The 21,784-nt window shown below is 37.6% G+C and carries 18 protein-coding genes; 1 reads left to right on the plus strand and 17 read right to left on the minus strand.

Annotated features, from left to right (window positions below; all coding sequences use genetic code 11):
- Positions 1 to 32: 32 nt before the first annotated feature.
- Genes BTR42_RS09245 through BTR42_RS09255 form a run of 3 tightly spaced genes read right to left on the minus strand, consistent with a single transcriptional unit; the run spans position 33 to position 3,488 of the window.
- Positions 33 to 1,262 (minus strand): neutral/alkaline non-lysosomal ceramidase N-terminal domain-containing protein, encoded by a 1,230-nt coding sequence (locus BTR42_RS09245; RefSeq protein ID WP_077497435.1) that lies wholly within the window; start codon positions 1,260 to 1,262, stop codon positions 33 to 35.
- 4 nt (positions 1,263 to 1,266) lie between these two features.
- Positions 1,267 to 2,436, minus strand: coding sequence for an alkaline ceramidase (locus BTR42_RS09250; RefSeq protein ID WP_174564808.1), 1,170 nt, complete (start codon positions 2,434 to 2,436; stop codon positions 1,267 to 1,269).
- Positions 2,437 to 2,447: 11 nt separating this feature from the next.
- Positions 2,448 to 3,488, minus strand: coding sequence for an amidohydrolase family protein (locus tag BTR42_RS09255; RefSeq protein ID WP_012962264.1), 1,041 nt, complete (start codon positions 3,486 to 3,488; stop codon positions 2,448 to 2,450).
- Between the two features lie 370 nt (positions 3,489 to 3,858).
- Between BTR42_RS09255 and BTR42_RS09260 the strand changes: the two genes are divergently transcribed.
- Positions 3,859 to 4,743, plus strand: a complete 885-nt coding sequence (locus BTR42_RS09260) for a LysR family transcriptional regulator (protein WP_012962265.1) — start codon at positions 3,859 to 3,861, stop codon at positions 4,741 to 4,743.
- Positions 4,744 to 4,880: 137 nt separating this feature from the next.
- On the opposite strand, the gene BTR42_RS09265 is transcribed toward BTR42_RS09260, so the two are convergent.
- The 14 genes from BTR42_RS09265 to BTR42_RS09330 all read right to left on the minus strand — a co-directional run bounded on the left by BTR42_RS09265 (position 4,881) and on the right by BTR42_RS09330 (position 21,780).
- Entirely contained in the window at positions 4,881 to 6,218 is a 1,338-nt protein-coding gene (locus BTR42_RS09265) for an MATE family efflux transporter (protein WP_012962266.1), read from the minus strand.
- A 102-nt stretch (positions 6,219 to 6,320) separates the two neighbouring features.
- Complete coding sequence (locus BTR42_RS09270) at positions 6,321 to 6,947, minus strand: SDR family NAD(P)-dependent oxidoreductase (protein WP_077497439.1); 627 nt, start codon at positions 6,945 to 6,947, stop codon at positions 6,321 to 6,323.
- 10 nt (positions 6,948 to 6,957) lie between these two features.
- Entirely contained in the window at positions 6,958 to 7,602 is a 645-nt protein-coding gene (pgmB, locus tag BTR42_RS09275; protein ID WP_012962268.1) for a beta-phosphoglucomutase, read from the minus strand.
- A 9-nt stretch (positions 7,603 to 7,611) separates the two neighbouring features.
- On the minus strand, positions 7,612 to 9,252 hold the full coding sequence (locus BTR42_RS09280; RefSeq protein WP_012962269.1) for a glycoside hydrolase family 3 protein: 1,641 nt from the start codon (positions 9,250 to 9,252) through the stop codon (positions 7,612 to 7,614).
- 16 nt (positions 9,253 to 9,268) lie between these two features.
- Positions 9,269 to 10,945, minus strand: coding sequence for a glycoside hydrolase family 3 protein (locus BTR42_RS09285; protein WP_012962270.1), 1,677 nt, complete (start codon positions 10,943 to 10,945; stop codon positions 9,269 to 9,271).
- A 64-nt stretch (positions 10,946 to 11,009) separates the two neighbouring features.
- A complete protein-coding gene (locus tag BTR42_RS09290) occupies positions 11,010 to 11,357 on the minus strand; it encodes a hypothetical protein (protein WP_012962271.1) in 348 nt (115 codons plus the stop codon).
- A gap of 82 nt (positions 11,358 to 11,439) precedes the next feature.
- Positions 11,440 to 13,179 (minus strand): alpha/beta hydrolase family protein, encoded by a 1,740-nt coding sequence (locus BTR42_RS09295; protein ID WP_077497441.1) that lies wholly within the window; start codon positions 13,177 to 13,179, stop codon positions 11,440 to 11,442.
- 165 nt (positions 13,180 to 13,344) lie between these two features.
- Positions 13,345 to 14,298: an aldo/keto reductase gene (locus BTR42_RS09300; protein WP_074627812.1), complete on the minus strand. Its 954-nt coding sequence runs from the start codon at positions 14,296 to 14,298 to the stop codon at positions 13,345 to 13,347.
- 116 nt (positions 14,299 to 14,414) lie between these two features.
- Complete coding sequence (locus BTR42_RS09305) at positions 14,415 to 15,698, minus strand: hypothetical protein (RefSeq protein WP_077497443.1); 1,284 nt, start codon at positions 15,696 to 15,698, stop codon at positions 14,415 to 14,417.
- 15 nt (positions 15,699 to 15,713) lie between these two features.
- The gene (locus BTR42_RS09310) at positions 15,714 to 17,141 is read right to left on the minus strand and encodes an MFS transporter (RefSeq protein ID WP_012962275.1); all 1,428 of its coding nucleotides are present in this window, start codon (positions 17,139 to 17,141) and stop codon (positions 15,714 to 15,716) included.
- 267 nt (positions 17,142 to 17,408) lie between these two features.
- Positions 17,409 to 18,443: an amidohydrolase family protein gene (locus BTR42_RS09315; RefSeq protein ID WP_077497445.1), complete on the minus strand. Its 1,035-nt coding sequence runs from the start codon at positions 18,441 to 18,443 to the stop codon at positions 17,409 to 17,411.
- A gap of 314 nt (positions 18,444 to 18,757) precedes the next feature.
- A complete protein-coding gene (locus BTR42_RS09320) occupies positions 18,758 to 19,507 on the minus strand; it encodes a ChbG/HpnK family deacetylase (protein ID WP_077497447.1) in 750 nt (249 codons plus the stop codon).
- An 8-nt stretch (positions 19,508 to 19,515) separates the two neighbouring features.
- Positions 19,516 to 20,919: a PTS transporter subunit EIIC gene (locus tag BTR42_RS09325; RefSeq protein WP_061458302.1), complete on the minus strand. Its 1,404-nt coding sequence runs from the start codon at positions 20,917 to 20,919 to the stop codon at positions 19,516 to 19,518.
- 24 nt (positions 20,920 to 20,943) lie between these two features.
- Positions 20,944 to 21,780 (minus strand): PRD domain-containing protein, encoded by an 837-nt coding sequence (locus BTR42_RS09330; protein WP_077497449.1) that lies wholly within the window; start codon positions 21,778 to 21,780, stop codon positions 20,944 to 20,946.
- Positions 21,781 to 21,784 lie beyond the last annotated feature (4 nt).

Genomic DNA, 21,784 nt, shown 5'->3' on the forward strand with positions numbered 1-21,784 from the left:
AATCGACTTCACACAGCCCCGATTACGGCTCGTTAGTTATCTAGCAAGTGACTTGCACGACTAAATTTTTCAATAATAGTTTCAAAAGTTCCTGCTGGAACAGGGTTACCAATCGTTTCAAAACTTAGCCCATAATCCTTAGCTTCTAAGAAATAATGGTGGAAACCATTGCTATATCCAGCAATCAACACTGTTTTATCCGTTGCATTTCTCAATAATTCTCCGCCAGCAGATGCTAGCTCCCCAGGGAAGATGAAGAATCTTAAATTTCCAATATCCAAGATTCCAAGTTGTAAGATGTCATAAAATTGTGGCATTGTTAGCTGCTCTTCACACTTTTCAATCAAATGTTCGACTGGCTGAGCGCCAACGGTCTTAATAGTCCCATTTTTCATGCCAGCAATTCGCAAACAAAGGTCTTTATCATAAGCCTTTTTGTCATTGATGACCTCGTGACTAAGCTCCAAAACGTTAATGCTTTCTGTTCCAAGAGAAAGTTCAGTTGTTTTTATAGGAGCGATAAGCTCAGCTAATCCAGTTGTCACACGTTCTAATTCTGCAAAATCACGCCCCAGTCGGTCGTAATGATTACTAGAATCACCTGCACAGCCTATTAACATCAATGGGTAAAATCCCCATTTTTCTTTTAATTTTGTTGACAGATTTCCTGCTAAATCCGCAGTCAATTCCATATTCTCGCCACTCAAAACCGTTGAGTGGACAGCGATATTGACAATTCCTGCAATAGCTTTGCCATCGTGAATAAATTTTGTCACTGAGACAATATTATCTGATTGGCTTCCTTTATGATTACGATTACTATAATAACCAAGCACTAAATCTTGCCCGTATTCCACACTAGCTTCGACAAGATTCTGCCGACATTGTGCGACAACATCAAGAAAACATTGCACAAAGAAATCATAATACTCTTGATTGTAGCGCCCAAATTCCCAAGTTTTATGAAAATCACGTACCGAATGGTGGTCATGTGTGACACCGATAATAATATTTTCAAAAGGAATCTGATAGGTTTGACTGATTTCACGTCGAATATCTGCGGCAACAGCATCCTCTATTTCAAGAAGGTCTCCTGTTGCCAGAAAAACTTCTTGACCTTCATTGTTATGAAATAAAATACCGTTAATGTAAATATGGTCATGAATGCCTTTAGCGGGTTGATTTCGTTTGGGAGTTTTATATCCTAATAAGTAAAATGGGGCTGTCGGTGTGATGTCTGCACGACCGTATCCAACCTTCATAAGCTCACTTCCTCTCTTTTAATATCTTAATAATAGCCTTACTAACTTTTTCAGCACTACCACGCGCAAACATGGAATTCATTGCTTCATAAGTATAATTATCGTAACTTTTCTCATCCACCATGTATTTTTGACCACCGTTAATCATCGTGGCAATCATTGTTACGGAAAAAGGAGATTGTTCTCTAATAACCTTGCCTGTAATGCTTGCCAATTCAGGCTTTAGCATGACTAATCCAAAATCTCCAATGGTCAAAATCGCTAACTCAACTTGCTTTTTACCTTGCAATTCAAAGTGATACTCCCTCGTTGGTTTTAAGCTTTTCATATCAGGAATGGCTTGTCCGTCAAGCTCAACGCTGATTTGGGTTAAGCTAAAATCACCCTCGAAATGTTCATTTTCTGTCACTTGTGATAGTATTGCCGAAGCTAATTCATCTGAACAGCGTTCTAGGCTGTCAAAACTTTCTTGGCTGACGTTAGGTGTCTGGTCAGCAGCTGCTCCAAGCATAAATAAAGCAACACAGTTAAGCTTATCTTCGATTTTTTGTGTGGTTAAACCGATAAAATCACTGCTAATAGCCCCGTCACCTATTTTTTCAACGATAGACGACTGAACATCCACACTATAAATCATGGCTATTAACGCTCCTGACGTCGAGGAGATTGTCAACATCGGAATCATATGATTAGAATAACCGTGCGGATTTTTTCCCAACCAATACCCATCTATTAGCTCTATATCGCGGTTTACCTGAGCTTGTGCCGTGACATTTTGGCAAGAGAGGGAAACTGGCTGTAAATTGTTTTTGGCTAAAAGCAAAGCTTCTTCAACAGCTTGAAGCAAAAGCTCTAAATAGTATTGATTTTTTTGCTTGGTTTCCGTGTCTGCTTTTTCCAATGCCTTTAAAGAACGCGTGTGAGGCGCCGAAAAAGTATGTGTGACACTAATAAAAATATGACTATCTAAAACCTCACAACTTGCCTTAACCTTGTCTTTTATGGCTCTAATCGCGTAATTTTGTAAAGACGTCACATCAAGTGATATAAAGACAAAATCCTCTAAAATAATAGCTCGGCAGTACAAGTCATCATGACAATAAGTAAATTTTTCAAGCGGCAATAATTGTTCTGTCAGCTGAATGCGAGATTTCCCTGCACCTGCTTGTAACATAGCTACCTCCATTAATCGTTAATATGGTAAAGTCGTTGCGCATTACCTCCTAAAATCAAGTCTTTTTCTTCTGCTGTCAAATCCAAATTATTAACAAAGTCAGCACCTTTTGTTAGCCATTCTTGGCGGACAGGATATGATGAGCCAAAGATAATATGGTCAGCACCTAAAACTTGCACGGCATACTCTAAAGCATCTTTTCCCCAAGGTTGCGCATGTGACATTTCAAAATAAATATTTTCAGCAAAATGTTCCTCGATATGCTTATCATCCCCACCAAAACGTTGAACAGTATCAGCTTTGCTTGGTTTATGTGGCATTAAGACATTTTTCAACCCAAAGAATGCTCCTCCGAGCATTGAATGCACAAAAGTCAATTGAGGGTATTTTTCAAAGAAACCACTATACAACTCACGACAAATTGCCGTTGTTTGGTCAACACAACGTCCATAAGAACGACGGACATTTGTGTATTCATAAAGCGCATCATACTGTGTAGGAACTGGTGTATGGTGAACGTAAACCGTTGCTTGATACTTATTAAGCTCTTCAAAGAATGTTGCAAACAAATCATTATCAAGGTAGTAATTGCCATAGTGAGCAACCAATTGAACACCTGTAAATCCAAGTTCTTCAAAGCAACGTTTCATTTCTGCAAAAACAGCCTTAGAGCCATATGGTGGTAAAACAGCTAAAGGAACCAAACGCCCCTGACTACGCTTCATGTAATCATACATACCGTCATTGAAAGCTTTGCATTGCTCCAAAGTCAACCATTCTTGACAACCTGGAATTTTCAAAACAGCCTTATCAACACCAGCCAAGTCCATATCAGCCAACATCGTTTCAAGCTTATATTCCCCTTGAACATAATTCAAATTTTCAAATCCTTTAGGACGTTCAATGATAATTTGCTGACGTCCGTCTGGTAAAGTTCCAGCATGGACTTTGGTATCATACTGCTTGGGAGCACTCGCTAGAAAAGCTTCCATTTTTTCTTCAGACTCAAAAATATCTTCATCAAACCAGTATAAATTACTATCAATAATCATTTTTTAATTTCCCTTCTAAATGTAGCTACGTGAATTTTCATTTTTTCGACAAGAGTATCAAATTTAGCCTAATAAGATTAACAATACCTCTAAAATGAAACGATTCATATCAGATAACATTTCTGCTCTTGTTACTAATATCATATCTATTTTTAGAAACGCTTTCAATTCCGTTTAAACAACTTTTTTGTAAAAATGGAAACAGTCACTAAGACTGATTGGGTAGAGATTTTTTTACAAAATTTTGAAGCTTGACCAATAGAAATTTATTGACACTTTTTAAGTACCAAGAGCAAGACTGAAAGGTCGTTTGAAATCGTATTCACGTTTTGATATAATGGCTTAAGTAGAGTATTTGGAGGAATTTTACATGGACCTGGAACATCTTTACGAATTCGCTGTTTTAGCTGAAAGTAAGAATTTTTCAGAAGCTGCTGAGAAACTCTTTATTTCACAATCTGCTCTTTCTAAACATATTAAATCTTTGGAGCAGGAATTAGGTGTCCCTCTATTCAACAGAGAAAATCGTAGTGCAACTCTGAACGAATACGGTCAACTCCTATTGCCACATGCGCTTAAAATCAGCGAAATTCGCTATGCTTGCTTAACAGATTTTCACAATAAACTTAATAACATTAATGGTGCTATTAATATTTGTTTTGAATATCCCATTTTTAACCTATTAGCGTCATTTGAGAAAGAAAATCCAAACATTACTATTCACGTTCGCCATGTCCCACCTCACGAAATGGTGGAGCAACTACGTTCTGGAAAATGTGAACTAGCTTTTTTATATGAGAAAGAAGAACAAAAAGATTTAACGTCTGTCTTTTATCGTCAAGATAGTCTAGTTGCTGTTTTACCAAATAGTCACCCCTTAGCCAACCAGACAAGCATCTCACTAGAGCAGCTTAAAGGCGAAAATTTTATTATGCTATCACAAAGAGCTAAGGAATATGCTATTGCCATTGAAGCTTGCCAAAAAGCAGGATTTGAGCCTAAAATTGCACTTAGTGGCTGTATCGGAAGAGATGTGGTACGTTTTGTTAAGGAAGAGGTTGGCGTATCTATTATGATTAAATCTTTTGCCCTCCAACATCAATTGGACGGTGTCAAATTTGTAGATATCATTTCTTCAACTCCTGTTCCTTGCCTTTATATTTATTATCGGAAAAATGTCCAGTTATCCCCGTGTGCCAAACATTTATTAGATTACATTAATGCTAAAACCATCCAAAATGAGCTTATTAAATAACACTTTGCATTAAAAAGAGCTTGGAGCTTAAAGCTTCAAGCTTTTTTAGTATAAACGACCGCCTATTAATAAAGGTTTGTCATGGCTATTTTACGAGTATTTCCAAAGATGAACCCCTTTGGAACTTAAAGGCTGACTTAGCTTAATTTTTCTTTTCGGACACCTCTGTAAAGATATACTAATTGCACAGTCATGACAACCCAGATAAGTGGCTCGCAGAGAATGACACCTAGATATCCCAGCCGCGGAATAATGAATGCTACAAAAATAATCTTTCCAACTAACTCAATAACGCTAGATATTAGGGGAATGACTTTTTCTCCCAAACCCTGCAATGTATTTCTCAATATGTAAAGAATGCCTAAGACGATGTAAAACAGAGAAGCAATATGCAAAAATTGCGTACCATTGGCTAGCAGTTCTGTATCAGTTGAACCTGAAATCCAACGAACCATGGTAGTCGCTGAAAATAGGAATAGGATAACTGTCAATAGGCTCCAAGTTGCTGATAAAGCAAGTGAGATTTTAATCGCCCGAATAATTCTATCAAACTTCTTAGCACCAAAATTCTGAGCTACAAAAGTAACCATTGCCAATGCGATTGAATTAAGTGGCATGATAAAGAAACCTTGAATTCTTCTAGCTGCTGTCTGAGCGGCAATGATATTGACTCCTAATTGATTAATAGCTGTTTGCAAGATAACCGAACCAATGGCAACAATTGAGGTCATTAACCCCATCGAAATGCCTTGTCCTAGCAAATCACGATACAGATGTTTATCAAGTTTAAAATGTCGTTTGCTTGGGATAAGCAATCTAACCTTTCTTAGAATGTAAAAGATACAAAGTAGCGCAGCCATTCCCTGTGCTACTATCGTTGCAAAAGCCGCCCCTTGTACTCCCATTTGAAATTTAACGATAAAAAGCAAATCTAAGATAACGTTAAATACTGCTGCAAGAATGAGAATATAAAGAGCTGTCATGCTGTCACCAATTGCTCGAAGCACACCAGCACCAAGATTATAAGCTATTGTAACACCAACAAATATCATGATGATAAAAATGTAATCATAAGCTTGTCCAATGATATTCTCTGGAGTCTGTAACAAGGTCAAAAGAGGATGTAATAGTAATAAAGAAATCAGCATGATAAAAAGGGTTAATACCACACCAACAACAATGGCACCTGCTACTGATTTTTTAACAAGTTCCTTTTCTTTGGCTCCATAGTGCCTTGCAATCACTATTCCCATCCCGTTTCCAACACCAATAGCAAAACCTACAATCAATTCAAATAAGGAAGATGTTGCACCAACAGCAGCCAAAGCTTGGCTTCCCATAAAATTCCCAACAATCATAGTATCTGTTGTATTATACAACTGTTGAAAAACATTTGAAATTAAAATGGGCAGGGAAAATAGTAATAGACTTTTTAAAACTGGTTCTGTAGTTAAATTTAATCGTTTAAACAACACCCTTTCCTCCTTTTGTTAATAAAAAAGTCAAGCGGGAGAAGCGCTTGACAGACTAGCTCTTATCGAAAACTTATTATTTGACTGCTTCATTTCAATAAGAGCTTAATTGCAATTAGATTGAATCTCTGCCACAATACGATTCCATTCTTTATCACCTTTTGTCATATCACCTTCTACCAGCGAAACTCGGATTGTAGCATCACTAAAACCATTTTGAGCTGTTTGGGTTAACGTTCGAATCCCATTTTTAGCAATATCATAAAGCAAATGCTCAGGATGATAGGTCACAGGCTCTAACACTGTGTTGATAATAACACCATGCTTTTGCTCTTTGGCAATTTGCAATTCATATTTCATGCTAAAGAAAATTCCTTTGAGGCAATTATCTAAATAATTATCCCATGTTTGTTCACTAATTTCTGTGATTGGTTGCAAAGGATAACCTGATATACTTGGGCCATAGCCAGCATTATTAACAAAAACATCAATATCACCCAAGGTTTGAGTTAATTCTGTTAACGTTTGGTGGACATCAACTTCATTTGTCACCTCACAAACTCGGTAATCATAATTCCCGCCAAATTGTTCAGATAACTCATTAATAAGTTCTTCGGTCATCGGGATATTGTGTGTCAAAAAAACAATATCGTATCCTCTTATGGCAAAAGAGACAGAAATTACCTTGCCAATTCCTGCAGTTCCACCCGAAATAACCAATTGTTTTCCCATTTTTATCACCTCATTCAATAACTTTTAATAAATCTAGTAACCGTTTCAGGTTAAAATCACCTGCTTCTTTTTGACTAGCATCGCCTACACAAGCCACCTTAAAACCACCTGCATGCCCAGCTTCTACACCTGATATAGCATCTTCGACAACTAAACACTCTTGAGGTTTTACACCCAATAAATCCGCAGCTAGTAAAAACACTTCTGGATGTGGTTTAGAATGTGTGATTTTTGTTCCGTCACTAATGGCATCAAATTGTTCAAATAAACCAAGTTTCTTTAAAATCATCTCTGTATTCCGAGAAGAAGACCCAATAGCCAATTGATAACCTAACGCTTTCAACTGATTCAATGTTTCAACGACTGTTTCATTGATATCAGCTGAGGAAAGTTGCTGCAAACTCTCACGATAAATGTCATTTTTAACATCACATAATTGCTCTTTTTCAGAGTCTGTTAAAGGTTGTCCAGAATAGCGTTCAAGAATGATTTCTAAACTTTCTCTTCTCGAAACACCTCTAAGGCGACTATTATCTGCTTCTGAAAATGGAATATTTAGCCTATCAGCAATTTTCTTCCATGCTTTATAGTGGTAACTATCCGTCGTACAGATAACCCCATCTAAGTCAAATATAATTCCTTTGTATGATTTCATATCATTTCCTCACAAATGTGTATCCACCAAACCACAGAAAGCATCAATAGGACTTACACCGACAAATGGTGAATAGCCCAGCATTTTATCAAAACTAGCTAAAACACTTGCTTTAGTTGGTGAATAAGCATTAATATATGTGCGAACACGAGGAGCATCTTGGAGATGATAAGGATTATTAAACGAAATCATAGCATAAGTTTCTTCGTCCACAAATCGAGGCATATCAAGAGCGTGTTTTGGGCTCCAATTAATCCGAACCGTCGTCTGATTGGAAGCTGTGGGACAGTTAACCAAAATCAAACGCAACTTATCCTTTGATAATTGTGAAGTTCCATGTAGGTCATCTTCAAGTGGATGATAATGGCTAACCTCAAACCCTTGGCTCTTAAAATAATTTTCAGCTAGTAGGCTAATTTTATAACCCTCAGCAATCTCATCTTCTCCGACAACGGTTATTTCAATTTGAGGAAATCTTTCACGATCAAACGGAATAAGATGTTGAATATCTTTGACCAAAGTAATTGATTTATCCGCACACTCATTGCGCCAAGCAATCGACTCAATAGTTTCCTGTGGATAGGACATTGATTCTAATGTCATCTTTAAAGCCAAGATTCTGATGACTGCTTCATCCAAGCGTTCTCGAGAAAGTGTTCCGTCATGCAATGCTTCCAATAAATAGCCGTAATCTTCGTAAAAATCCGTTGAAAAACAGAACATATCACAGCCTGCATTAATAGAAGCCGTTAAGGCTGCCTTTCGTGGAAGTGACATACAGTAGCCACCCATAATAGTAGCATCTGTAATGATAAGCCCATTAAAACCAAGTTTTCCTCGCAGAATACCTGATAACAGCTGCTTACTTTGACTTGCTGGTAACATATCTGCGATTTCTAGTTTGGCATTAATTTCTTTTTCTAAGGCTGGTTGAACAATATGTCCTACCATTACTGATAACAGCCCGACGTCAATAGCTTCGCTGTAAACACGACCGTAACTAGCATACCAATCTTCTGCCGACAAACTGTTGTAGGTAGGGTGCAAATGTTGGTCACGATAATCAACACCGTCTCCTGGAAAATGTTTGCAAGCTGCAGCCATTCCATTTTGCTGCAATGTTTGGACATAGCATTTCACATTGTCAACGACCGTTTGCACATCAGAACCATAAGTCCGAACATTAGTAATCGGATTTTGGGTATTGAAATCAATATCGCTAACTGGTGCAAAATTCCAATTACAGCCTGCTGCTTTTCCTTCAACAGCACATACTTTTGCAAATTTTCTAGTGATTTCTAAATCATTAGTTGCGGCAACCTGTAAAGGATTGGCAAAATAAGTACCCTCTTCGTTTGCACCGTATCCGCCTTCTTCAAGATTTGCAGCTTTTAAAAGAGGAATTTGAGTGAGCTGGTCTAGCCGAGCCCATTTTTTCTGAAGGTCGTCTGCTGGCATAGGTCGAAAGAGAAAACCACTCACATGATAGTCAGAAACCAAACGATTCAACTCATCATCTGAATAAATAGAACCTAACAAACAAAATAATTGACCAACCTTCTCTTCATCCGTTAAACGATTTGCCAGTTGAATAACCTCGGCACTCTGTTCTTCGGTCAAATAAAAGGGGTTTTGAGTTAAATTAATCATAAGTTATCTTCCTGAATTAGTATCGTAAATAATCTTTTCCACAGAAAGGATCGACAGGACTAATCCCTTTAAAATCGCTCTGACCTAAAACTTTTTTCAATGTTTCTTCAACAACAATGTCTGTTAAACAATAAGCATTGATATAAGTCTTTATATTTGGTAGGTCATACAATTCAAAAGGATTACCAAAACTAATATGTACGGTTGGAATATCCGCAGAAAAACGTGGAAGGTTGCCTGCTTGATGCCAGTTAATCCGAAGAGATAATTTATCTTTTCGAGCTGACTCCTGATGAGAAATATAAAGGAACAAGTCATATTTTTTCTGCCAATTACGTACACTATTATCCTTAGGAATAGAATCATTAGGATTTGAAACCGTGACTGTAAACCCTGCTTCTTCTAGCTGCTTCTTAACAAGAGTTTCGACATGTTCACGTTCCCATGGATCTGAAATAACGGTTAACAAAATTTTTTGATGCTCTTTTGTGTTTAGGGGGAGGAGATTTTGCCCATTTTTCACTAATGTCACAGCATCACTTGCACAACGTCTTGCCAAATCACGGTGTTCCACACAGCCCAAAACATCCAAAGCGGCTTCGTCTGGCACTAATGTTCCTTCCTTTTGCTTATCATGCAAGCCTAAACTTGCCTTGACAGCAAGATTTCTAGTCACAGCTTCGTTCAAGCGTTCCATAGTCAAACGACCATCTTGGAGTGCTGCTTTTAGATAATCTAAATCCTCATCCATATCAAAGCTATACAGAATTAAGTCAATTCCTGCCATTAACATCTGTGGTACCGCTTGATAGCGTGGAAGATAATTGCTTGCGCCAGCAATACAAGTGTTATCACTGACAATAAGTCCATTAAACCCAAGTTTCTCCCTAAGAAGATTGGTCAATAATGCTTTAGAATATGTCGCTGGCATCACTTGCCCACTCATATCATCAGCATAATATTTTTGATAGCTTGGAAGAGCGATATGTCCTGGCATGATACTCATTGTGCCTTGGTCAATCAAACCTTGAAACACCTTACCAAAAACATTGTCCCATTCGGCAATAGACATCTCATTGATTTCACAGTTGTAATGTTGGTCATGGTCATCTGCACCTTCCCCTGGAAAATGCTTAACCGCTGTTACCAGACCATTATCCATTTGCCCTTGCATATTGGCAGAAGCATATTTCAAAACTTGGTCGGCATCGGCTCCATAAGTATTTGTTGATGTAATGGCTGAACGCCAGTCAATAGTCATATCCACAACTGGACCAAATGACATATGACATCCTAAAGCACTAGCTTCTCTAGCTAATACACGACCATTTTGATAAGCAAAGTCCGTATTGCCAGTAGCAATGGTTTCCATTTGCTTAGAAAAATATGTCCCTTCCTTAGCTAGACCGATACCACCTTCTTCTAAATTACCGCAAAATAGCACAGGAATTTTTGACGATTTTTGAATGTAGCGCAAGGTTTCTTGTACCACTTTTGCTTCATTTTGGCGAAAAAGAATCCCACCAACATGCTTACCAAGGATTTTCTCATCCAGATAATCTTTATCGGGTTGTGCCAGCTGAATAAAAACTTGCCCTAATTTTTCATCTAAAGACATATTGTTCAATGTTGTTTCAACCCACTGAACAGCACGCTCATCCAGATAAAATGGTTTTGCTTTTAAATCGACCATTTCTTCTCACTTTCTAATACAAAATCATAAATGGTGTCCACCGAAAAATCATTTTTGTAAGGCATCAATCGCGGTGAAGGCTATAAACTTCTACTCCTTTAGATTCGAGTCTTTCTTTTAGATTTTTATAATGAAATTTTGTGTCTCCAAAAAGGACTTGTCCCCAACCTCGACAATCAATAACGACTTTATAATCATTGTCAAGTAACCATTTTTCCCACTCGTCGTAGCTTCTCTTGTAATCTTGACCGGTTAACAACCACGCCTTTTTATCACCTAATTGTTCTAAATGGCTATCAACCCACTCAATAATTTTGTCCTTGTCATATGATTTTTCCGTTTTTCGGACATAGTCATAAAAATTTTGAACGAGTTGCACATTTGGATTTTCACTAAAATAAATTTTTGGCATAATTTTTCTCTCCATACTGTATCTGTCTCTCAATTGAATGCTTCCTTTTTAAATGAATAAGGAAACAATGCTAATCAGCTTATTAATAACGTTCGATGATTTCATTCGTTTCTAAATCACGTTCAAATCGTCTCAAGAAATCCCAAGCCAATCCTGCCATTTGTGGAGCTGGAGCATGAATCATTCGTTCAATTGAAATCAAACGCATATGTTCTTTTCCTTCGTTATTTTTAATGTCCAAAATGTAGCATTCTTGTCCTAGGCGAGTTTGAACTGAGGTTCTATCCGCAGGAATTCCCATTAATTGCGTGATCTTGTCTTGGCTCACACGCGCTGCTTCTATTTCCTCAACACTTGGGATTGGACAACGGAAAGCTTTAAAACGACGTTGCAAGGCTTGGACAAAAAGACGATAACGTTCAGAATCTTGTTCTAACCAACCAACCTCATTTTCACAGTAGCCATTGATATTAACAATTGGCAAATCAAGTTTGGCTGATTGTTCAATCATTTCATCTGTTACTTTCAACACTTCATAGGAATAATCTGGAGCTGGCATGGTATGTGACATACCAGTTGGTGCAATAGCTGCCAACATTTCAGGATGTCTCCGAGCAAATTCACAAGCAAACTGAGCGTTATGTGAATGTCCTGTCAAATAAACACGCTGTGCATCTAGTGGATAATACGCACAAGCTTCTCTAATGATATCCGCATATAAATCATTATCATCTGCTGATTCAAGAGCGAAAAATAGCAATGCAACGTCACCATTAGCAGCAATGTCAAACCAGTCATAGAAGCTAGCAAAGGCTGAAATGGACAAGAAAGGATTAATAGCATTGACCTCTTGGAAAATAGCGACAACAGGGACTTTTTCTGCCTGCTCATCAAAAGCTGATTTTGGAACAAAGCTTAACCATTGTTCTCCCTCTGTTTGATGAGCCTGATAGATTAGCCCCATTTCTTCCCATTTTGCTAATAAAGCAGAATCATCTGGCGTCTTAAAATCTCTTTCTAAAACAACTGCTTCTGCAACACGACGTCCAGCTGGAGAATGAATATAATCATCTAAATTGAACAAAGGATGATTAAATGCCCCACCATTGATGAAACGAACTAATGAACTATTCGTATTTGCCCAATGGTCGGTAATATCGAGCATTTTAATATCATCTACCTCACAAACAGCCAAATCAGGATTAACTTCTTTGCCATAACGGTCCACGTAATGAAAATCTGGAATATCTACCAACTGTTTGCCTAGACGATAAACTGGGCTAACATCTAAGAAAATACTAGCAGGCTCTACGTGTAAAATCGCACACAGTTCTTGAAGAACAGGGATAAACATCGCATTTTTATCCACGCCATCTGGCATAACATAAAGAACAATTCGATTGTCTCTAAGTGCCATATCGTTGTATTTTTGATAATAAGCAATAGCATTCATCAAATAATTAGGATTAGAATAGTCGCCTTCATGAAGAACCACTAAAATCTCGGCATTCTTATTTTGTTTCAGATAAACGCCCTCAGGTACCATTGCTGCCCAACAAACACCTGCCATTTCACCTGTACGAAGATAGAGTCCTTGTTTTTGCCAATTATCTACGACGTCTTGATAGGTGTTACTATGCGTTTTTGAATTAAAAATGCCGTCCGTACGATGATTATAAAGACTAAGATTAGCATTTTCTCTTGCATATTTTCCATTATGCTCACTAATCCAAACACCTAGCGGCCAGACCATGCTATTACGATCTTTCCAATAATCCATAGACATCATATCAATGTCAGGATAAGTATAATATCTATTCATTTTCACTACACTTTCTTTGCTATATTGTTTTTTCAGTCACATTGACCATTAACATATTGATAATTAGATTTTATTAAGATAATCTAAAAGAAAACTAACTATCCGTTTGATTTAAGAAGCTAAACCAACAACCATATAGCCAACTTTCAGTGAACTTCGCATTCATTAGTCAACGTTAAATAATTGGTCAACTTCTTCTTCCGTTAAATGAACATCAGCAGCTGCCATTGTTTCATTAAGAATGTCAACATTTGTTGCACTTGTCAATGCAACACCTGGTAATTTATTGTTCGTAATGTATCCAATAACTGGAACTGAAGCAGGAACGTGATGTTTTGCCATATACGCCTTAACATTTTCAAGACGTTTGATATTATTAGGTGTTTCAAAAAATTGGCGTGTTAGCTCTGGTAAAGCTTCCAAGCCACCTTTGGCAGCGATAGAGAAGAACCCTTGTGCTACGGAACTAAAGGCAAAAACAGCCACGTCATTTTTGACATACCAATCATAACTTTCATCATCCATAACTAAAGCGTTGAAAGCTTTCTTGTAATCATCTGTCTCAACACGCGCCAAGCTCCATTGAATTTGATTGGCAAAGAAACCATATAAACCAGCTTCCTTAGCATAGTTATTAGCCGCTTCAATACGTTCAATACTCCAGTTTGAACAACCAACAGCACGAACTTTTCCAGTTTTAATAACTTCATTTACCGCATCAATGATTTCTGAAACAGGCTTTGTAACGTCATCATTATGAATCCAAAAGAGGTCAATGTAATCTGTTTGAAGCTGTGACAAGCTCAATTCCAAATCTTCTAGCATATCTTTCAAAGTTAGACGGCTTGGTTCTCCCTCAAAAGTATGACAAGCTTTTGTCGAAATAATAACCTTATCACGATTGCCACGTTCAGCCATCCATTCACCAATGTATTTTTCACTTTTTCCTCGATTGTAACCTGGTGCTGTATCCAAAACCGTTCCACCTTTTGCAAAGAAAGTATCAAAGAGTTGGAAAAACTCTTCTTTTGATAATTCCTTTAAAGCTGACCCAGTACCAAAGGCAATACGAGAAATCTCAAAATTTTCTTTAACACCTTTTACAGTAATTGTATTCATTAACTTTCCTCTACTTTCTACGTCATAAAAACTTCTTGACTTAATCGATTTTTGATGAGAATGTAGGGCAATATTGCCCCACCTCATCTACATTTTTAGTTATCGCTTTACAATGTTTATGATGATTTTGTTCCTTTTTGCATACTGCCGATAACTCCTAGTGGATTTTGAACAAAATCTTGTCCAACATCTTCTGTACCACCTAAAGCATTTGCCAAATTTAAAATTTCAGCATCATAGTCTAGATTGGTTGCTGAACTATCTTCCAAAAGTGCCTTGGCTCTTGTTAACTCTGTTTGATAAGTGTCCCAAATATCTTGTGTAACCCAATAAGTATCACTAGAGACATCGCTACCGTCTGTACTCACGACAATTTCTGACGTTTGAGATTCAGCATAGTTAATCCCATATTCAAGTGCTCCTTTTGCTGCATCGCCACGAGTAAAGCCAATGCTATAACCTGTACTGGTTTGCCACATGGTAACATCAGCATCATAGTCGTAAAGATTAAGACGACGTTGTCCTCGAATGAATTGGGTATTTCTAGCATATTCAGGCACATGACTGCGGTCAATTAAACCATCAGAAAAATCTACTGCTTTATCTGAATCGGTTGCCAACCATTGCGGATTTTTAATGTCATCTGTTTCAACAAGTTTCCCTGTCACAGCTGTCGCCTTTTTCGCTGACAAACCTTTGTCTGCATCATCTGTTAAGATGACAATATCACCAATCGCAATATCTGAATCAAATCGGTCACTAGCAACGTCAACCGTCGCTGTAACATCACCATCATCTGTTTCTGAAGTTGTTGTAATGGTCACTGTATCACTAGAACTGTCTGTATCCAATCCTGTTACAAGAGCGGTATTAATAACCGTAAATTCGATTAAACTGGCTGTGCTTTCACCTTCCTTAGCGTAGAGTTTTATCGCTTCACCTTCACGGTAACCCAAATTAATCGTAAAATCATAAGCTGTCGTTGTTAAATCACGACCAGAACCTTGCCACATTTTCTGTGCATCCCAATACCAAGTCTCATAGCCAGCGCCGCCATCAAGCCACATCATTTTTTGACCATCAACGACTAATTCTTCCGTACTAGCTGTTCCATCGTCAGTTAGGTATGGGATTTGATAACCATTGACATAGACATTTCCTGCACTAACAATCGCCATAATGGCTGCACTAGAATCATCTCCACTAAAATAATCGTTATAATCGGAATCCGTTAATCCCTTATCACGATTAGCAACTAATGTTTTTAGTAAAGTATATTTTGTGCCATTAATAGTTGTCGTTTTAGATTTGCTAGAACTACTATTTGTTGAACAAGCTGCTAAAGCGAAAATACTAACCAGCATAACTCCTAAAAAGACTACCAACTTCATTTTTTTCATATCTAACCCTCAAACTTATTTTTGAACGTTTTCTGTTTCAACTTTTCCTTGACGTTTATTCAAAGCTGCACGAACTGTTGGATAAAGTTTTTCTAGGTCTAGGAAGAAAACACATAGCAGACCTAAAAGTCCGATAATCCCTGGAATCAGCGAAATATTAAGACGAATTGCGAGTTTTGTCACCGCTTTTTGAACTTCAAGTGAAGCATCATATTGACCAATGACCAATACCCATGCAATAGCAACGTTATTAAGAGTTTCACCAACTTTAACAAGATATTGAGTTAAAGAAGATGTAATCCCTGAAACTGGGTGACCAATTTCGTATTCAAGATAATCAAATAATTCAGGCATTAATGCAAAGTACATTGTGAATGCAATTGAGAAACCAAAACCAATGATGAAGTAAGAAACTAGAACAAGCGCAGGTTGAGCAAGATAGAGCCCAAAGTAACCTAACTCTCCCATGATAATGCCAACCATGATAAGGACACGTTTAGAATATTTTTTACCAAGCATTGGCGTTAAGAACATCCCAATAAATTGAGCACCGCTAAGGCACATCATGGCTGTTCCTTGCATGACTGGATTGTCCATAACGTTTTTGAAGTAATACGCTCCACACATCAACGTCATCATAAACGCAAATGAAATAAATGCAGCCATTAAACCAAAGAGCCAGAAACGTCTGTTTTTAAGAATAAGAACAGAAGCTTTTAGCAAATTGTGCTTTGGTTGTTCCTCTTCGTCATTATCTGCTGAAACATTATCAACATAAATTTCTTTCAAAAGCAAAAGACTAACAACGATACACACAACAACAAATACCGTAACAAGTTGCGCCACTTGCGCATAACCTTGTAATCCTTTACCAATAAAGAAAACAAGTAGAGATGCAAATACTGTTGTCCCAAAGAAATTGATAACATTACCAGCCAATTGACGACATGTTGCAAGAACCGTACGTTCTTCAGGATCATCAGAGAGTGTTGGCAAAATCGTAAATTCAGGAATATTTAAAAACGTTAAACCAAGTGAGAAAACACAATAAGTAACATAAGCATACACCAGTTGTGAATTTGAAGCCCAGTCACTCGGAATATTAAAGACTGTGAGAAGACCTACTGTAACAAGAATAACTCCAAGAAACGCCCAAGGACGGCTCTTACCAAAACGTGAATTTGTCCTATCTATCAAAAGCCCTGCCAAATAGTCTGTTACAGCATCAATAATCTTACACACTAGGAAAAGTGTTCCAACAGCAGCTACCGATAAGCGAGCGGTGTCTGTCATATAAATCATCAAGTAAGTCTGAATCAACAAATTAGCAGTAAAACGACCTGTTTCATATAGCCAATAACCAACACGCTGTCTCCATCTTAAAAGCTTACCGCCACCACTATTATTTGTAGATACTTCTACATTCGATGTTGTCGCAACCATAATATTTACTCCTTGTTAAAAATACCAAGCCCCTTAAAAAGTAAGAAGAACTCCCAATTTCCCTTTGCTTATAGGGCATGTTAATTGGTTACTTGATGAAAGCTAATCTCTTTCATCAATAGAGGATTATCGCTCATAAGGCGATTAATCATGAACAAAATTCTTCACATTTTTCAACTAACCTCACAAGCTTAGCTGAACTCAAACAGTCACATTACCTATCTTTGTGACTTTGTCTTGTGAATCTTTTGAGAAGTTCTGATTTTCTCACAATCTATACAATCGTTTGGCATTCTCAGTCAAAATCATATCTTTGTCGGAATCACTAATATCTAGCGCTCTAACAAAATCTGGACCTGCTGTTAACCACTCTTTACGGACAGGGTAAGACGACCCATAAATAATATGATCGGCACCAAGAATTTTGACAGCTGCTTCTAGCTGATCTTTTCCCCAAGGCTGAGCATGTGACATTTCAAAAAAGAGATTTTTTTCCAGATGTCGAGCAATATCGCCATTATCTGTTTGAAATCGTTGAACGTCTTCTGCTTTTGTCGCCTTTTTAGGTAAAATCAAATTTTTAAAAGCAAAGAAACCACCGCCCAACATTGAATGAACAAACTTAATGTTAGGAAACTTATCAAAAAAACCACTGAACAATTCACGCATAATTGCTGTGCCTTGGTCAACATTACGCCCATAAGAACGTCTGACATTGTTGTATTCATAAAGTTGATTAAACTCCACAGGTACAGGGTTATGATGAATGTAAACAGTCAAACCAAGTTCATTAATGTACTCAAAGAACTCAGCAAATTGTTCATCATCCAAATAATGATCACCGTAATGTGCCACCATTTGTAAACCAGTAAAGCCCAAAGTATTTAGACAACGGTCAATCTCATCTTTAACTGCTTGACTAGCCCGCGGTGGAACAACTCCTAGCCCACGCAGACGACCTCCTGAACGTTTCGCAAAGTCTGCCATACCATCATTAAATTTTTTACAAAGCTCTAAACTTAGCCATTCATGATAGCAAGGCAACTTGAGAATACCCACATCAATACCTGCTTGGTCCATATCTGCTAAGATATTTTCCAAAATATAGTCACCTTCAACATAATTCACATTGGCATAACCAAAGGGTTTTTCAATGACCACCTGCTTACGTCCATTAGGCAAAATCTCCATTTTACCTTCCGTCTGGTAAAGACGAGGGACTTCAGCTAGAAATTGCTCTGCATAGGCATCATCATGAAAAATTTTTTCGTCAAACCAATAAATATTTGCATCAATAACCATTTTATTTGCCTTTCTAAGCCACAAACGTTGCTAACTATTTCCTGAAAACTATTATTCATCTCTCTTATTTAAGATTAATCTTTTGAGGATAAGACCAATAAATAGACTTGAATCGGAAATAAGAAATCCAAATTCACTTCACTTACTTTTTATCCCTCCTCGCAATAACTATATTACCTAAAAAGTAAAGCGCTTACAATTCTGTTTTGATAACCTTTTATTCTAAACAGGAATAAATAAACCAACTGTCCAATAGACAGCTGGTTTACAAGCACATGACATTGAAAAGCAGATTATAGCCAACAAATACTGTTTTACAAATCTCGGTAATCAATGAGTTCAACATCTTGCTTTCTGAGCCATTGTTTGACATCAGGATTGATTAACATAGCAACTTCTTGTGTTCGAGGAATGGTTAGGCTAGAGTGCGTTAGAATGTCATCATCAAGATAACCAGGGTGAAAAACAGCCAACTGTACCACATGGTCATCGGCTTTTGCTACCATGCGTTTTAGCATGTCAAAAGGCTCATAATGCGGCGCTATTGATTCCATATTGAATTGCACAAGAGAGTTCCCAATTGTCAATGGTGCGCCACCTGTTGAAAATCCTGAGTATTTCAAGCCGTGCTTTTCTGCGACAGTTTCTAATCCCTTAAAGAAATTGCTTGACGCTACCGCATGCCCTTCAAAATAATCTGGCTGACGCCCAAATAAGACTAAAAATTTCTGGTACTGCGCTTCAATTTCCAAGACAACTTCCTCAAAAACGACAAAATCCTCTTTCGCCGCCCGAAATTGTTTAGAAGATTTGAAATTACCATTCTCATCCACCAAGCTCGGAATAAGCTCAGGATTTGTCAAAGGCTTCCCAGCACAAATGTTGGTATGCACCCCAAGAGCCAAAGGACAATCTTTGATTAAATCAACGCCATGCTGCGTAGCAGGCATATTGACCATAACACCAAGGCTTGAAATCAACCCTTCCTTGACCGACTTTTCAATACCATAATTAACAGCCTCAGAATAACCTAAATCATCAGCACGCAAAAGAATTTTTTTCATAAAATCACCTAATTTCTTTGCAAAACACTTTCTGTTTTGTTAAAACCGAAAAGATACGTTAAAACAGCAGTTACAGCAAAAGCAATCGTTGCCGCAATACAGCCATTTATCATGTTCACTGTTCCACCACCAACATAGCCAAGAACAGCTAGAAAATTCGTAGCTCCCATAACATAAGTTCCAACATGGGTTAACCCTGCGTAAAGTCCACCACAGAAGCCACCTGCTGCAAGGGCAAGAAAAGGACGTTTATAGCGAAGTCCAATACCGTAAAGAACTGGTTCGGTTACTCCACCTATAATCGCTGAAACAAAATAACCAAACGCCAAAGCCTTAGCATCTTTTTCACGAAAACGCAGAAATGCTCCAAAAGCCATGCCAAATGCTGCCCAAGTTGCATAACCACCTGCTGTCAAAACAAAACTATCATAACCATTTTGCATCATAGCAGTAATCCCAAAAACAATCAAAACTTGGTGCATTCCTGACATAACAAGGAATTCCCACAAGGCTGCAACGACAGCAATCGCAAGAAAGCCACCAACATTACCAAAAGCAATCAAGCCATTCCCAATTAATTCACCACCAAGATTACCAATTGGAGCCAAAACAACAAAGGTAATAGGAACCATAACAAAAATCGTTAGAAATGGCACGAAAATCGTTGATAAAACATCAGGAATTATTTTTTTGAAAAAATGTTCAACATAACTCATTACCCAAATAGAAATAATAACAGGTAAAACCGTTTGCGAATAATCATGAGCAGTTGTTGTTAGAAAACCATAAATGGTAAATTTTTGACCGTCCAAAGCAACAAAGTCAGGCACTAGCAACATCGCCCCTAACATTATCCCCATGACCTGACTCACACCAAGTTTTTTAGCAGCAGTAAAACCAAGAAAAATTGGCAAGAAGTAGAAAAAAGCACTATACATAATATCACATAAAACATACATATCGCTCTTTTCAGAAACCAATCCAAGTAAATCTGGTCCAATAACGACTTGAATCGTTTTAAACATTGCCGCAGCAATCATAGCTGGGATTAAAGGTGTCATTGAGCCTGACATATAATTAAGGATTGCCATTCCCACACCTTTTAATGTTAATTTTTCTTTTGGTTTATCCAGATTCTCGTCAACTTGTTTTTCCAATGTGACCCCTGCTAATTTAGCAAACTCAGGGTAAACTTTTGCAACATTTTGCCCAATGACAACTTGGTACTGTCCACCAGACTCAACAACAGCAAGAACACCTGGGATACTGGTTACCTCGTCTTTTTTAGGAACGGAAGTATCCTTTAAATTCAAACGCAAACGTGTCATACAATGTGTTGCACTCATCACATTTTCCTTACCACCAACCGCAGCAAGCACTTTTTCTGCGATAACTTTGTTATTATCGACCATAACTTTCTCCTTTGCGGAGCTTCACTATTTTTCTCCGCTATTTTTTTCATACAACCTGTTGATGTGTATCATCAGGTAAAGTAACTCGTCATCAGATTGACTATATCCCATACTTTGATGAATATAATCCATGATAACGACTGCAACTTGATAGATATGAGGTTGACTTTCTTTGAGACTTTGTAAAATAGTCTCATTCCCATTAATAAATGATTCATTTTCACGTAGTCGTTTCAGATAATAACGAACATGTGCTTGAAACCTTTGGTAATTAAATTCTTCACGCTCAATACGAATTGCTAATTGGTTTTCAATCATCTGTGTCATAATCTCAATCAATTCTTCGATAGCCTGACTTTCGTTGTCAATGTCAAATTCGGCTTGGCTATTGATAAAATGCATGGCAATACTGGTCACTTCACTGTGTGGGAGATTAACACCTAATGAAGTATTTATCAAAACCAAGGCATCTTCTGCTAATTTCGTTTCCTTAGGATAGAGCTGAGCAACATCCTGTGAAAAAAGAATTTTCATTTCCTTAAATTCTTTCAATCGACGAATAGCAAATTGGATGTGGTCTGCCAAGCTAAATATCAAAGTCGGATTGAGTTTTCCAGACAACTCCTTCTGCGCATTTTGCACGATTTCCACACTAAGCAACATCAAATCTTCTGGAATTTCATCCAAAAGTAATTGAAAATGAGGATCTAATTTATAAAATGTCATATCAATTTTTGAAAGATCCCCTAGCTCATAAGGCGTCTTTGGAAAACCAATACCACGTCCAAAGGCGACCAACGATTTACCATTATTGTCAAGACATTCTGCCACATTATTATTGATTTTCTTCACAACTCTCATCATA

The sequence above is a fragment of the Streptococcus gallolyticus subsp. gallolyticus DSM 16831 genome (assembly GCF_002000985.1).
GTDB lineage: Bacteria > Bacillota > Bacilli > Lactobacillales > Streptococcaceae > Streptococcus > Streptococcus gallolyticus.

Excerpts from the sequence above, each read along its gene's own strand:
- BTR42_RS09245 (WP_077497435.1), bottom strand. The coding sequence starts at position 1,262 with ATGAAGGTTGGATACGGTCGTGCAGACATCACACCGACAGCCCCATTT.
- BTR42_RS09250 (WP_174564808.1), bottom strand. The coding sequence starts at position 2,436 with ATGTTACAAGCAGGTGCAGGGAAATCTCGCATTCAGCTGACAGAACAA.
- BTR42_RS09255 (WP_012962264.1), bottom strand. The coding sequence starts at position 3,488 with ATGATTATTGATAGTAATTTATACTGGTTTGATGAAGATATTTTTGAG.
- BTR42_RS09260 (WP_012962265.1), top strand. The coding sequence starts at position 3,859 with ATGGACCTGGAACATCTTTACGAATTCGCTGTTTTAGCTGAAAGTAAG.
- BTR42_RS09270 (WP_077497439.1), bottom strand. The coding sequence starts at position 6,947 with ATGGGAAAACAATTGGTTATTTCGGGTGGAACTGCAGGAATTGGCAAG.
- pgmB (WP_012962268.1), bottom strand. The coding sequence starts at position 7,602 with ATGAAATCATACAAAGGAATTATATTTGACTTAGATGGGGTTATCTGT.
- BTR42_RS09280 (WP_012962269.1), bottom strand. The coding sequence starts at position 9,252 with ATGATTAATTTAACTCAAAACCCCTTTTATTTGACCGAAGAACAGAGT.
- BTR42_RS09285 (WP_012962270.1), bottom strand. The coding sequence starts at position 10,945 with ATGGTCGATTTAAAAGCAAAACCATTTTATCTGGATGAGCGTGCTGTT.
- BTR42_RS09290 (WP_012962271.1), bottom strand. The coding sequence starts at position 11,357 with ATGCCAAAAATTTATTTTAGTGAAAATCCAAATGTGCAACTCGTTCAA.
- BTR42_RS09295 (WP_077497441.1), bottom strand. The coding sequence starts at position 13,179 with ATGAATAGATATTATACTTATCCTGACATTGATATGATGTCTATGGAT.
- BTR42_RS09300 (WP_074627812.1), bottom strand. The coding sequence starts at position 14,298 with ATGAATACAATTACTGTAAAAGGTGTTAAAGAAAATTTTGAGATTTCT.
- BTR42_RS09305 (WP_077497443.1), bottom strand. The coding sequence starts at position 15,698 with ATGAAAAAAATGAAGTTGGTAGTCTTTTTAGGAGTTATGCTGGTTAGT.
- BTR42_RS09310 (WP_012962275.1), bottom strand. The coding sequence starts at position 17,141 with ATGGTTGCGACAACATCGAATGTAGAAGTATCTACAAATAATAGTGGT.
- BTR42_RS09315 (WP_077497445.1), bottom strand. The coding sequence starts at position 18,443 with ATGGTTATTGATGCAAATATTTATTGGTTTGACGAAAAAATTTTTCAT.
- BTR42_RS09320 (WP_077497447.1), bottom strand. The coding sequence starts at position 19,507 with ATGAAAAAAATTCTTTTGCGTGCTGATGATTTAGGTTATTCTGAGGCT.
- BTR42_RS09325 (WP_061458302.1), bottom strand. The coding sequence starts at position 20,919 with ATGGTCGATAATAACAAAGTTATCGCAGAAAAAGTGCTTGCTGCGGTT.
- BTR42_RS09330 (WP_077497449.1), bottom strand. The coding sequence starts at position 21,780 with ATGAGAGTTGTGAAGAAAATCAATAATAATGTGGCAGAATGTCTTGAC.